This window comes from Shewanella sp. Choline-02u-19, assembly GCF_002836205.1.
GTDB lineage: Bacteria > Pseudomonadota > Gammaproteobacteria > Enterobacterales > Shewanellaceae > Shewanella.
Genome location: NZ_PJBE01000013.1, coordinates 131,142 through 145,129 on the forward strand (window position 1 = coordinate 131,142; position 13,988 = coordinate 145,129).

The 13,988-nt window shown below is 43.1% G+C and carries 12 protein-coding genes; 10 read left to right on the plus strand and 2 right to left on the minus strand.

What is annotated here, in order from left to right:
- Nucleotides 1-157 precede the first annotated feature (157 nt).
- The 8 genes from prfC (at nt 158) to deoD (ending at nt 10,259) form a co-directional block, all read left to right on the plus strand.
- A complete protein-coding gene (gene prfC, locus CXF83_RS07430) occupies nt 158-1,738 on the plus strand; it encodes a peptide chain release factor 3 (protein ID WP_101090006.1) in 1,581 nt (526 codons plus the stop codon).
- A gap of 232 nt (nt 1,739-1,970) precedes the next feature.
- On the plus strand, nt 1,971-2,789 hold the full coding sequence (locus CXF83_RS07435) for a TatD family hydrolase (RefSeq protein ID WP_232775066.1): 819 nt from the start codon (nt 1,971-1,973) through the stop codon (nt 2,787-2,789).
- Nucleotides 2,790-2,966: 177 nt separating this feature from the next.
- The gene (locus tag CXF83_RS07440) at nt 2,967-4,241 is read left to right on the plus strand and encodes a NupC/NupG family nucleoside CNT transporter (protein ID WP_101090007.1); all 1,275 of its coding nucleotides are present in this window, start codon (nt 2,967-2,969) and stop codon (nt 4,239-4,241) included.
- 342 nt (nt 4,242-4,583) lie between these two features.
- Nucleotides 4,584-5,429 (plus strand): nucleoside-specific channel-forming Tsx family protein, encoded by an 846-nt coding sequence (locus CXF83_RS07445; RefSeq protein WP_101090008.1) that lies wholly within the window; start codon nt 4,584-4,586, stop codon nt 5,427-5,429.
- A gap of 517 nt (nt 5,430-5,946) precedes the next feature.
- Nucleotides 5,947-6,720, plus strand: coding sequence for a deoxyribose-phosphate aldolase (gene deoC, locus CXF83_RS07450; RefSeq protein ID WP_101090009.1), 774 nt, complete (start codon nt 5,947-5,949; stop codon nt 6,718-6,720).
- Between the two features lie 163 nt (nt 6,721-6,883).
- Nucleotides 6,884-8,215: a thymidine phosphorylase gene (gene deoA, locus CXF83_RS07455; protein WP_101090010.1), complete on the plus strand. Its 1,332-nt coding sequence runs from the start codon at nt 6,884-6,886 to the stop codon at nt 8,213-8,215.
- A 13-nt stretch (nt 8,216-8,228) separates the two neighbouring features.
- On the plus strand, nt 8,229-9,449 hold the full coding sequence (locus CXF83_RS07460) for a phosphopentomutase (protein ID WP_101090011.1): 1,221 nt from the start codon (nt 8,229-8,231) through the stop codon (nt 9,447-9,449).
- Between the two features lie 99 nt (nt 9,450-9,548).
- The gene (deoD, locus tag CXF83_RS07465; RefSeq protein WP_101090012.1) at nt 9,549-10,259 is read left to right on the plus strand and encodes a purine-nucleoside phosphorylase; all 711 of its coding nucleotides are present in this window, start codon (nt 9,549-9,551) and stop codon (nt 10,257-10,259) included.
- Between the two features lie 109 nt (nt 10,260-10,368).
- On the opposite strand, the gene CXF83_RS07470 is transcribed toward deoD, so the two are convergent.
- Complete coding sequence (locus CXF83_RS07470) at nt 10,369-11,076, minus strand: YtjB family periplasmic protein (RefSeq protein WP_101090013.1); 708 nt, start codon at nt 11,074-11,076, stop codon at nt 10,369-10,371.
- Between the two features lie 78 nt (nt 11,077-11,154).
- Here CXF83_RS07470 and serB point away from each other — a divergent pair, with 78 nt between their 5' ends.
- Nucleotides 11,155-12,126, plus strand: coding sequence for a phosphoserine phosphatase SerB (gene serB / locus CXF83_RS07475; RefSeq protein WP_101090014.1), 972 nt, complete (start codon nt 11,155-11,157; stop codon nt 12,124-12,126).
- A 222-nt stretch (nt 12,127-12,348) separates the two neighbouring features.
- The gene (locus CXF83_RS07480) at nt 12,349-13,257 is read left to right on the plus strand and encodes an alpha/beta fold hydrolase (protein WP_101090015.1); all 909 of its coding nucleotides are present in this window, start codon (nt 12,349-12,351) and stop codon (nt 13,255-13,257) included.
- Nucleotides 13,258-13,284: 27 nt separating this feature from the next.
- Here the strand turns inward: CXF83_RS07480 and CXF83_RS07485 are convergent, their stop codons facing one another.
- Entirely contained in the window at nt 13,285-13,893 is a 609-nt protein-coding gene (locus tag CXF83_RS07485) for a response regulator transcription factor (protein WP_101090016.1), read from the minus strand.
- Nucleotides 13,894-13,988 lie beyond the last annotated feature (95 nt).

Below are 13,988 nucleotides of genomic sequence, written 5' to 3' on the forward strand. Positions count from 1 at the left end.
ATTTTTGAAGCAAGCCTCCTTTTTGGAGGCTTTTTTATTGAGCTGTTGCTATTTCAAATCAGTTTCAATATTGATTTAAGCGACGGCACTGGTAGCCAAAATATAGGTGAGCAGCTATAATTGCCGCCTTTGTGCACTCCCAGAATTACAGGTAAACATGTCAGGCAATAAAGTTGAGGTCGACAAGCGTCGTACTTTTGCCATCATCTCTCACCCAGATGCGGGTAAAACCACCATTACTGAAAAAGTTCTTTTGTTCGGAAACGCTTTGCAAAAAGCGGGAACAGTAAAAGGCAAAAAATCAGGTCAGCATGCTAAATCTGACTGGATGGAGATGGAAAAAGATCGTGGAATTTCAATTACGACATCTGTGATGCAATTTCCGTACAGTGATACCTTAATTAACTTGCTTGATACGCCTGGTCATGAAGACTTCTCTGAAGATACTTATCGTACCTTAACGGCTGTCGACTCATGTTTGATGGTTATCGATTCCGCTAAAGGTGTTGAGCAACGTACTATTAAGTTGATGGAAGTGACCCGTCTACGTGATACGCCAATCGTTACCTTCATGAACAAACTCGATCGTGATATTCGCGACCCCGTCGAACTGATGGATGAAGTTGAAGAGGTGCTTAATATTAAATGTGCACCTATCACTTGGCCCATTGGTGCAGGTAAAGAGTTTAAAGGTGTTTATCACCTATTGCGTGATGAGGTTATTCTTTATCAAGGTGGTATGGGGCATACAATACAAGATTCAAAAATCATCAAGGGTTTAGATAACCCTGAACTTGACGACGCTATTGGCACCTATGCTGACGAAGTGCGTGAAGAGATGGAGCTTGTTGTTGGCGCTTCACATGAATTTGATCATGAGCTGTTTTTAAAAGGCGAACTGACACCCGTTTACTTTGGTACCGCGTTGGGTAACTTTGGTGTTGATCATATTCTTGATGGTATTGTTGAGTGGGCGCCTACTCCGCAGGCCCGTGAAACCGAAACACGAGTTATCGAGCCTAGCGAATCTAAGTTCAGTGGCTTTATATTTAAGATCCAAGCAAATATGGATCCTAAACATCGTGATCGCGTTGCCTTTATGCGTGTCTGTTCTGGTCGTTATGAGCAGGGCATGAAGATGCATCATGTGCGTTTAGGTAAAGATGTCAACGTGAGCGATGCTCTGACCTTTATGGCTGGTGATCGTAACCGTGCCGAGGCCGCTTATCCTGGCGATATTATTGGTTTGCATAATCACGGTACTATTCGTATTGGCGATACCTTTACTCAAGGTGAAAAGCTGCGTTTTACCGGTATTCCTAACTTTGCACCGGAAATGTTCCGTCGTATTCGTCTAAGAGATCCACTAAAGCAAAAGCAATTGCTTAAAGGGTTAGTGCAGCTATCTGAAGAGGGTGCTGTACAGGTATTTAGACCCATAGATAGCAATGACCTCATTGTTGGTGCGGTCGGTGTGTTGCAGTTTGAAGTGGTTGTTGGTCGACTAAAGACTGAATATAAAGTTGAAGCTATTTATGAAGCAATCAGTGTTGCGACTGCACGTTGGGTTTATTGTGACGATCACAAAAAACTTGATGAGTTTAGCCGTAAATGCAGCATGAACTTAGCACTCGATGGCGGCGATAATCTGACTTATATCGCTCCAACGATGATTAACTTAAACTTGTCGATGGAACGTTATCCAGATATTGAATTCGCTAAGACGCGTGAGAACTAATCTCAGCTGATGATGTTCAATAATGAAACCCAAGCAAATGCTTGGGTTTTTTATTGGGCTAATAGAAATATAACGAGCTTCATTTCATCAGCGTTAGTGACTATGCTGGGTTCTATATTTGAAGTGCGTGATGACTTACTGTAAAGATTAACAATGCAGTGCGGCCGTTAGCGAGATAATACTGATAAGTAACGGCACTTATAAGTAACATAAATAGGGAGCTCGAGCATAAATGGCGATAGTAGAGATGAATTCCAGCCCCGAACAGCAGCCTAAAATGAGCCCTTTAATCGACAGCCATGCGCATTTAGACTTTGCTGAGTTTGATCATGATAGAGCTGAGCTGTTTGAAAAGATGAAGGCACAAGGGATCACTCAAGTCGTGATCCCGGGGGTTTCAGAAGACAAATGGCTTAACCAACTTCACATTGCTAGCACCTATAATTGCGCTTTTGCTTTAGGGGTGCACCCATGGTTTTGTGATTCAATGACAGAGCAAACGTTACTTAATCTCAGACAGTTACTGTTGAGTCTGCATCAACAGCGAAAACTTGTTGCAATTGGCGAGTGTGGTTTAGATAAGTTACATAAAAGTAATTTCACTACGCAATTGTCAGTGTTCAGAGCGCACATTTTACTGGCTCAAGAATTCGATCTACCTCTCATTATTCACTGTGTTAAAAGCCATGAAGAGATGCTAGGTCTACTGAAAAGCGCAAAAAATGCTAAAAAAGGAGTGATCCATGGCTTTTACGGCGGGCCAGAGCTTGCTTTGCGTTATGTTAATTTAGGTTACAAATTAGGGATAGGTGGTTTGCTATTAAATGATAGCGCTAAAAAACTCCAACAAACGGTAGCACAATTGCCCCTCAGTGCATTTGTATTAGAAACAGATTCTCCTGCTATGAGCCCTATAAGTAGCGAGAATGATCGAAATACTCCGTTGATTTTGCCTTTATTACTCAAAAAAATAGCAAGTTTACAAAAGAAAACGAATGTTCTTATATCAGAACAGTTGTATTTTAATGCAACGCAACTCTTTGACCTTTAGTTTTTTTTGATTAAACAGATGTAACTCGCATCAGAATAACCAACGAAATCATTGAAATAAAACTTCAAAAATTTGATCAATACGACGCTTTTAGGCTTCCGCTCGGGTATAATCGACCGCGGAAAAAGGTTGGTTAACAACATAATTAAAAAGTATTAACATATAGGGTGATGGTTAATGGATATTTTAATGAGTTTAGTAGGGGTGGTCACCTTACTTGCGATCGCTTTCGGGCTTTCAAATAATAAAAAAGCAATTAACAAACGTACCGTTTTTGGTGCATTAGCAATTCAGGCCATTTTTGGTGGTTTCGTATTGTATGTACCAGTTGGGCAAGAAGTGCTTGGCGGTGTTTCAATGGGTGTTGCCAATGTTATTGGTTATTCTCAAGCTGGTATCGACTTCCTATTTGGTGGTCTAGGTACTGACGCTATGTTCGCAAACGGTGTTGGCTTCGTCTTCGCTATCCGCGTTCTACCCGTTATTATCTTCTTCTCTTCTTTGATTGCTGTACTTTATTACCTTGGCATCATGCAGATGGTTATTAAGTTCATCGGTGGTGGTCTACAGAAGGCACTAGGTACAAGCCGTACAGAATCTATGGCTGCTACTGCAAACATCTTCGTTGGTCAAACAGAAGCGCCGCTTGTTGTACGTCCTTTCATTGCGACTATGACGAACTCTGAGCTATTCGCAATCATGGTTGGTGGTTTAGCATCAATCGCGGGTGCGGTACTTGCTGGTTATGCAGGTATGGGCGTTAAAATAGAATACTTGGTTGCTGCCTCTTTCATGGCTGCTCCTGGTGGTCTTATGATGGCTAAGCTTATCCATCCAGAGACTGAAGCAACTAAAAACGACATGGACGATCTGCCTGAAGACACTGATAAGCCAGCTAACGTCATCGACGCTGCTGCTGCCGGTGCTGCTTCTGGTATGCATTTAGCACTAAACGTTGGTGCAATGCTTCTTGCTTTCGTTGGTCTTATCGCGATGCTTAACGGTTTGTTAGGTGGTCTTGGTGGATTAGTTGGTTTTGAGAACTTAACTCTAGAGCTTATCTTAGGTTACTTGTTCATGCCTCTAGCATTCCTTATCGGTGTGCCTTGGAATGAAGCAATGGTTGCAGGTTCTTTCATTGGTCAGAAGATCATTGTTAACGAATTCGTCGCTTACCTAAACTTCGCACCTTACCTAAAAGATATTGCTGATGGCGGTATGGTAGTTGCTGAAACTGGTCTTGCTATGACTGATAGAACTAAAGCTATCATCTCATTCGCACTCTGTGGATTTGCTAACTTATCTTCAATCGCAATTCTACTTGGTGGTCTAGGCGCTATGGCTCCAAGCCGTCGTCATGACCTTGCTAAGTTAGGTGTTCGTGCCGTTATAGCTGCGTCGCTAGCGAACCTAATGAGTGCCACAATTGCGGGTCTTTTCTTAGCATTGTAAGCACTTTGAGATTGGGTAGGCAATCGTCGCCCAATCTAGGCTCTGCTCTTGTTGAGCAGAGCCACTATTAAGTCAATCGTTTTCCAATTAAGAATTTTTTACGAAATGATCAATAACTAAGGTTAGGGTTCCTTTCGGCATAAAAACGACAATAACAATGATATGGCAGCTTAATCTGTCGATAAATCATGACTTTGTTCGAATGTTAAAACTTAGTGTTCGCATTTTTACATAAATACTGTTGAAGTTTGGCATAAATTAAGTAAAATGCGACGCCATAAAAAAGAAACGCTGACTCTTCATAAAGTAGAGCGGTAAAACCATAAATAAATGGGGTTGATGATGAAAAACGTTAAAACTATAGCACTAGCTACAGCACTCGCAGCAACAGCAGCAATGTCTGCACCAACATTCGCAGCAGATCGCGGCGATGATATCCGTTCTGGCGATTACAGCTGGATGCAGTTCAACGCAATGTATGCGTTCAACGAGCTTCCACGTTCTGACGCTGATGACGGCGGACATGACTATCTAGAAATGGAATTCGGCGGCCGCGCTGGTGTTGTTGACCTATACGGTTATGTCGATGTTTTCAACCTTGCAACTGGTGATTCTGGCGATAAAGCTACAGGCACTGGCAAAAGCAAGATGTTCATGAAGTTCGCTCCTCGTTTCTCTATCGATGCGATGACTGGTTGGGATCTTTCTGCTGGTCCTATCCAAGAAGTTTACATCTCAACTCTATTCAACTGGGGTGGCGGTGTTATCGGCGAAGATGTTAACTCATCTTTCTGGGGTATCGGTGCTGACGTAATGGTTCCATGGTTAGGTAAAACTGGCATGAACGTATACGCTTTCTACGACATGAATGCTAAAGAGTGGAACGGTTATCAGTTCTCTATGAACTGGTTCAAGCCTTTCATGAACTTCGACAATGGTAGCTTTGTGTCTTTCCAAGGTTATGTTGATTACCAGTTTGGTGCTGACTCAAATTCAACTGCTTTCGTACCTACTACATCTAGTGGTGGTGCTGCATACTTCGGTGTGCATTGGCATTCAGACAACTATGCTCTTGGTTATGGTCTAAAAGCATACCAAGATGTTTACCTAGTTGAAGATGGTGTTGGCGCACTAGATCTAGAAGCAACTGGTTTCGCACATTATCTAACGGCTACTTACAAGTTCTAAGCAATCGCTTAAAACATAGTTAAGTATATGTCAGAGCCGCGTAGTTTCGCGGCTCTAACTAACGTTTACACACTGTAACGTTGACGATTAAATTTATAATACAACTTTTGCTGAATTGATAAGGTAAACGTCTTAATTTTTACTTAAGCATGAACTATATTTAATGAACTTGTTTAGGTAAGTATTAATTGAAAGTGATATAAGATTTATTACGCGCTAAAAGGGACTTTTCGCGGAAAGGCAGACATAAGCAGTACCAATCTCCCTTCCCGGTCTTCATGGATTCAAGTCGTGACACTAGTGTCAAGATTATTGCAGCTCAAGACGTTGCAATGTTGGATACCTGAATATTGACCTTAAGTTGAATATGGTTCACCACTATTCATCATTTAAGGTCTGGCAATGCTCGAAGGCCCGGCCCATAAAAATAATCAAAAAAAAAGCCACTTCTAAGCACAGCCTTACGACAAATTTCTATCAAAAATTTTACTATTTGAATATGTCTCGGAGAGCTATTATGAGCGACTTAAAAAAAGCAGCACAACAAGCCATTAGTTTAATGGATCTAACCACGCTTAATGATGATGATACTGATCAAAAGGTCATTGAGCTTTGTCATAAAGCAAAGACACCAGCTGGTGATACCGCTGCCATCTGTATTTTTCCTCGCTTCATTCCTATTGCTCGTAAAACGCTGAATGAAATTGGTGGCGACGACATTAAGATTGCAACTGTGACAAACTTCCCACACGGTAATGATGATATTGCTATCGCAGTATTGGAAACCCGTGCTGCAGTCGCTTACGGCGCAGACGAAGTTGATGTTGTTTTCCCATACCGCGCCCTAATGGCAGGTAATGAGACCGTCGGATTTGAACTCGTTAAAGCATGTAAAGAAGCTTGTGGCGACGATGCAATCTTAAAAGTCATCATCGAGTCTGGTGTATTACAAGATCCTGCGCTAATCCGCAAAGCTTCTGAACTCGCTATCGACGCTGGTGCTGATTTCATTAAGACCTCTACGGGTAAAGTTGCTGTTAACGCAACTCTTGAAGCCGCAGAGATCATGATGACAGTGATCAGCGAAAAGAATACTAAGGTTGGCTTTAAGCCTGCTGGTGGCGTAAAAGATGCTGCAGCTGCTGCAGAGTTTTTAGGTGTTGCTGCACGTCTTCTTGGTGATGACTGGGCTACTTCAGCTACATTCCGATTTGGCGCTTCTAGCTTACTGACTAACCTACTGCATACGCTTGAGTTAGGTGATGTAGCCAAAGGACCACAAGGTTACTAATCTTTACTGATTAAGCTTGTTGTTAAGTGTGATCTAAATCTAATTAGGTGTATCAAAAGTTCGTTAGTATGTAACTATATTACAGCTTTTGATTTCACTTTAGCAGGTTGTTAACTAAAAATACCATCAGATGGGAATTTAGTTACATTCTTGGAGGTAGTACATGTTTTTAGCTCAAGAAATTATTCGTAAAAAACGTAATGCTGAAGTCCTTTCAACAGAAGAGATCCAATTTTTTGTTAAAGGCATCACTAATAACACCGTTTCAGAAGGTCAAATAGCGGCGCTTGGCATGGCTGTTTACTTCAACGATATGAATATGGATGAGCGTATCGCGCTGACCACTTCAATGCGTGATTCTGGTACGGTTCTCGATTGGAAATCACTAGACCTTAATGGTCCTATTATCGATAAGCACTCAACTGGCGGTGTGGGGGATGTCATTAGTTTGATGTTAGGCCCAATGGCGGCAGCTTGTGGTGGTTATGTACCGATGATTTCAGGTCGTGGACTGGGTCATACGGGTGGCACACTCGATAAGTTTGATGCTATTCCTGGCTACAACACCGAACCCGATAGTGCACTATTCCGCAAAGTCGTAAAAGAAGCGGGTGTAGCCATTATTGGTCAAACAGGCGATCTTGTTCCTGCCGATAAACGCTTTTACTCTATTCGTGATAACACCGCTACCGTTGAATCTATCTCGCTTATTACAGCCTCTATCTTGTCTAAAAAGCTTGCTGCGGGTCTCGATGCTCTTGCTATGGACGTCAAAGTCGGTACTGGCGCCTTTATGCCAACGTATGAAGCCTCTGAAGAGCTAGCACGCAGTATTACTGCGGTAGCTAACGGCGCAGGCACTAAGACGACAGCACTACTAACTGACATGAACCAAGTATTGGCATCGTGTGCGGGTAACGCTGTAGAAGTCAAAGAAGCCGTCGACTTTATGACAGGTGCATACCGCAACCCACGTCTTTACGAAGTCACTATGGGCCTTTGTGCTGAAATGCTGATCCTTGGTGGTATTGCAAGTAATGAAGCTGAAGCTCGCGCTAAACTTAACCAAGTATTGGATAACGGTAAAGCAGCGGAAATATTTGGCCGTATGGTATCGGGTCTTGGCGGACCAACAGACTTTGTAGAAAACTACGGTAAATACCTGCCAGATTCAAAGATTATTCGTCCTATTTATGCTGACCAAGTAGGTTTTGCTACGGGCATGGATACACGTGAACTCGGTCTTGCCGTTGTCACTTTAGGTGGCGGACGTCGCAAACCTGGTGACACGCTTGATTACAGCGTAGGACTTACTAAAGTGTGCGCACTTGGCGATGAAATTAGCGCCGATAAGCCTATTGCATTTATACACGCTCAATCTGAAGACGCCTTTGCTGAAGCACAAGCTGCAGTGAAAAAAGCGATTCATATTGGCGATACCAAGCCAGAGAAAACTCCTGAGATATATCGCTATATCCGTGAGTCAGATCTGTAACGGAGCACAGTTTATGAAACGTACTATAATCATGATGCTAGATTCATTTGGCGTTGGTGCAGCAAAAGATGCTGAAGCATTTGGCGATGTCGGAGCAGATACTTTCGGGCATATTGCACAAGCATGCGCGGAAGGTAAAGCAAATGAAGGTCGTGAAGGGCCACTAAAACTACCTAACTTGGCTCGTCTAGGCTTAGGTCATGCATCTAAAGAGAGCACGGGCGAGTTTCCGGCTGGATTTGGTGATGACGTTGAGATCATTGGGGCTTATGGCCACGCAGATGAATTAAGTTCAGGCAAAGATACCCCAAGTGGACATTGGGAAATGGCGGGTGTCCCTGTGTTGTATGAATGGGGCTACTTTAGCGATTTAAGCAACTCTTTTCCGCAGGAACTTACAGACAAAATTCTTGCGCGAGCAGGTTTGACTGAGTTTATGGGCAACTGCCACTCTTCAGGTACTGTGATTTTAGAGCAGCTTGGTGAAGAGCATATGCGCACGGGTAAGCCAATTTTCTATACCTCTGCTGATTCGGTGTTCCAAATTGCTTGTCATGAAGAAAGTTTTGGTCTTGAGAAGCTGTATGAGCTTTGTATCATTGCTCGTGAAGAACTTGCCGATTACAATATTGGCCGCGTTATTGCTCGTCCATTTGTAGGCACTGATGCAAGTAACTTTGAGCGTACTGGTAATCGTCGTGACTATGCGGTTAAGCCACCAGCACCGACAGTGTTGGATAAGCTAAAAGATGCCGGTGGCGAAGTGGTTAGTGTGGGTAAAATTGCTGACATTTATGCGCATTGTGGCATTACTAAAAAAGTAAAGGCTACAGGGCTTGAAGCACTGTTTGACGCGACTTTAGAGCAAGTTAAACAAGCGGGTGACAATACGATTGTATTCACTAACTTTGTCGACTTTGACTCACATTTCGGCCATCGCCGTGATGTTGCGGGCTACGCACGCAGCCTAGAGTATTTTGATTCACGTTTACCTGAAATTCTAGCCTTGCTAGATGAAGATGATTTCTTACTGCTAACTGCAGATCACGGTTGTGATCCAACATGGCCTGGTAGTGATCATACTCGTGAAAGAGTACCTGTTCTTGCTTATGGCGCAGGTTTAGCACCTGGGTCGCTTGGACTACGTAATAGTTTTGCTGATATGGGCCAATCAATTGCGAGTTACTTTAAGCTTGAACCAATGGAATATGGCGAATCTTTTATTCGTTCATAAACGAACTAAATTTTAAATTTGGCGGCTCACTTTGGGCCGCTCGCAAACATAGACTCAAGTATTAACGACAGTCTGAAAAATATAAATAGGGGTTTTCTGATGGCTACACCACACATTAATGCCGTAGACGGTGCATTTGGCGATACAGTTCTATTTCCTGGCGATCCATTACGCGCTAAATATATTGCTGAAACGTTTCTAGAAGACGTTGTGCAAGTTACTGATGTTCGTAACATGCTAGGCTTTACTGGTACTTATAAAGGTACTCGCATTTCAGTGATGGGTTCAGGTATGGGTATCCCATCTTGTTCAATCTATGCAACTGAACTTATTAGAGATTACGGTGTTAAAAACCTAATCCGTGTTGGTACTTGTGGTGCTGTTAGCACTGACGTAAAAGTACGTGACGTGTTAATCGGAATGGGAGCTTGTACCGATTCTCAAGTGAACCGTCTACGTTTTAAAGGTCAAGACTTTGCCGCTATCGCTGATTACAGCCTACTTAGCGCCGTGGTTAAAGCTGCTGAAGCTAAAGGTACTAAATTCCGCGTTGGTAACATTTTTTCTGCTGATCTTTTCTATACGCCAGATCCAGAAATGTTCGATGTTATGGAAAAGATGAACATCTTGGGTGTCGAAATGGAAGCTGCTGGTCTTTACGGTGTAGCTGCTGAGTTCGGTGCTAAAGCGTTGTGCGTTTGTACTGTATCTGATCATATCCGTACCGGTGAAAAGACCTCTTCTGAAGAGCGTCAAACTACTTTCAACGAAATGATTGAAATGACACTTGAAGCTGCAATCACGCTTTAATTTGTGATGCTGTAACGTGAATAGATTGGTTTGACTAATCTATTAGTCATAAAAAACGGACATATTAATGTCCGTTTTTTGTATCTATAGTTCACTGACTATCAGGGCTCTATTCCTTTTTTTGTTCGCTTGCTGCTGACGTTGACGTTTCATTATCTTGGTTATCTGCTTCTAGCTGTCTATGTTTAGCATTTCGTTGACTGAGTAACTGCCGCAGTTTTACTTTCGCTTTACGTCTATCAAAATCAGCACGTTTGAACGACAGTGCTCGTGATAGCAACATGCCTATGAGCCCAGCAATGATAAGCATCATCTGCTGTTGTTCCATGTTGATTTGATGCGCTTCTTTAATTTCGTTAAAAAAGTACTTTGGTTCTAGTCTCACTTCCACATATCCCAAGTTTTGACCGTCCTGAGACACGGACTCCACATACGGTGGATATTGCTCAAGCAGCAGTGCCATCTCCTCTGAATCAGCTTCGTAGTCTTCTTGGGTCACGCTTTGTGCGAAGGACAGCCTTACGCCATCTTCGCTAAAAATACTGGCAGACATCACTTTAGGGTCAAGTACTAAGGCGGTTGCCAGCCACTGCAGCTGTTCATCATTCTCTAATTGAAGTGCAGGGGCCGCGCCGTAGGCTGTTTGCTGCACTAATAATCTTGCCATCTTTTCGGTTTGGGACTTTAGAAGCTGTTGCCCTTGTAGTAGGCTAGTTTCCCACAGCTGATCCAGACCAATGAATAATGCGATAGCGACAAGGATCTGTAATATCCTGCTTATTCTATGGCTCTTTTTTAGGCCTTTTAAATAAAACACTGAAACCCTTAATTTATAGTGTACTCACTTAATCATAATTGATTATGTCGGTACTCGGTAGTTGGAGAATCATAACTAATGGACAATTCGAGTCAATCTACTGTTTTTGAATGGTTAAGCAGTGAAAGTAGCATGTCTTTTAACGCTGGGGAACAAAGATTTACTCGCCATGTTGAGGCTTATTTTCCAGCTCGTCATCATCGTTATCGGATCCTATTTTCCGATAGCCAACATCTAAGTCTGATACAGAGTTGGTTGTTGTCAAATACAGCAGAATTAAGCTTGGCGATGATCTCGCGAACAACAGGGCTGAATTGTATTGAGGTTTGCGCTCTTGAACCCTTAGTGTTTGTGACTTTAGCATCCTTGTCGCAGCTTGAAGTATTTGAGATGAAAGCTGATGCGCCGGTATTAAATCAGCCGGGTTTATTGGTCATGGACATGGATTCTACGGCGATTGAGATTGAGTGTATTGATGAACTTGCTGAAATGGCGGGTGTTGGTGCAGCCGTCGCCGCGGTTACCGAGCAAGCGATGCAAGGAGAACTCGATTTTGAAGAGAGCCTGCGCGCCCGAGTGGCTAAACTGACGAATGCCGATGCGAGCATTATTGATAAATTATGCGCTCAGCTGCCCTTGATGCCAGGATTAACGGAAACGATAACCGAGCTTAAACAGCACCAATGGCGTACTGTTGTGGCGTCGGGTGGTTTTAGGCCTTTTGTTAATCATCTGCAGCAGCTGTTGGATCTCGATGCCGCCTTTGCCAATGAGTTAGATATTGCTGACGGAAAACTCAACGGCACCGTCTCTGGCCAAGTTGTCGATGCTCAGTTTAAAGCCGATTGTGTGGTTAACTGTGCACAGACGTGGGACATCGGCTCAGGCCAGAAAGTGGCGATTGGTGATGGTGCCAATGATATACCTATGATCAATATTGCAGATTTTGGCATCGCATATCACGCTAAGCCAAAACTCGCAGCAGTGGCTGATGCTAATATCAGCAAACTTAACCTTAAGGCTTTACCCTACTTATTTCAGCTTAAGTAAGCGAGTTAAAGCGGTATTTCACCGATAAACTGTCATAGACTAGCCTGCCAAAAATACTTGGTAGGCTTTTTTGTTTTATCGGTGTTTTAATCTATAGCTATCAACTTGATTAGCCATAAGCTTTCTATCATCACTTGTTTAAATGGTTAAGTTAGAGTTATTACTCTTGTTTTTTTGTTTTGACCTCAGTAGTTTAGTGGTTAAAAAAGCGAGTACTAAAGCGTGAATATCCAGCAAAAATCCCTCTATGTGCCATACAATCATGGTTATCTTCACTTAAGACAATTGATCCCCGTTAATGCTGATATGAGTAAGCCGCCCTTGTTAATGTTGCATGGCGCTATGTCTAATGGTCGGGTTTTTTACAGTGATTCGGGTAAAGGTCTTGGTTGCTACTTGGCGGAGTCTGGGGTGGTTGTTTACGTGCTTGATACGTTAGGTCGCGGCCGCAGTACCCCTAAACTTGGTCCAGGATTTAGTGCCGGGCAGGGGGAGGTTATTCGGGAGCAGTTACCGCTTATTCAGCAATATATTCTCGCTTTACATCCTAAAACAGATGTTGTCCATTGGTGTGGTCATTCATGGGGCGGGGTGTTGATGGCAAGCGCTATTGCACGATACGACTCTTTACAAGCGTCCGTGGCCTCGCTCGTCACTTTTGGCAGTAAGCGCCGGATCGAAGTTAAGTCTTTAAGTAAGTGGTTGCAAGTGGACTTGGTATGGAACAAACTCGCGCCCTTTATTGCTTGGCATCGTGGTTACCTGCCCGCTGATAAGTTAAAAATGGGCATGGATAATGAATCTAGAGCTTCTTTATTGCAAAGTATAGATTGGGTTCGGGGACATTGGATTGATCATGACGATGGCTTTGATTATAGCCAAGCGGCAAAAAATGCTAAGTGGCCAAAGTCTTGGTTTATTGCAGGCCAAGGGGATACCGTTTTGGGCAACCCAAGCGACGTGAAACGCATGATCAACGAATGCCAAATGCAACAGGTCGATTATACGCTTTTATGCCGTAAACATGGTTTTAAGCATGATTACGATCATGCGGGAATGTTGACCCATAAAGACGCGGTGCAAGATCACTTTCCCAGAGTGCGAGATTGGTACAGCCACTTAAACGGTTAATATTTTTGTTTAGCTGATCAACAGCCGCTAGTCTTCTGAGCTCATCAATGGCGCCAGCTTAAGTAATTCTGCTAAGTTGGCTGCCCCGAGTTTGTTCATCAGCTTTGATCTATGCACTTCAATGGTTCTAAGCGCAACACACAGCGAGTTTGACATCTGTTTGTTGGTGTTTCCTGCAATAATCAATTCAAAAATCTGGGTTTCACGTTCAGATAAGTGATTAATCATCTGCTGATTACTGAGCTGCCAATGCAGATGCACACTATGTTGTAGCCCTTTGGCAATCGATTGCGATAGTCGTTGGCCTTGCACGGGTTTCTGGAAAAAATCGAAAGCTCCATTCTTGAACGCATCTACTGCCATTGGCACATCACCGTGCCCCGTTAAAAAAATCACCGATAATGGGCTCTTAGCTTCGCTCAGCAGTTGCTGTACCTGTGGGCCGCTGAGACCCGGCATACGCGCATCTAAAATGACACAACCCGGTTGACTGAGATCAACTGTGGCTAGAAAGTCATTTCCAGTGTTGAAACTCATCATTTTGTAGCCATAGCCATCCATTAGGAAAGTGATGGCGTCAACGATAGCGTCATCATCATCCACAAGGTAGACAGGCCCATTGATTAACAGTGGCATTAGCGATCCTTTTTCACGTTTACGGCGTTAGTAAGATAAGTATCTCAGTTCACCACTTAATGCGAACATCTTTTTTACAAAGCATGATTCTCATC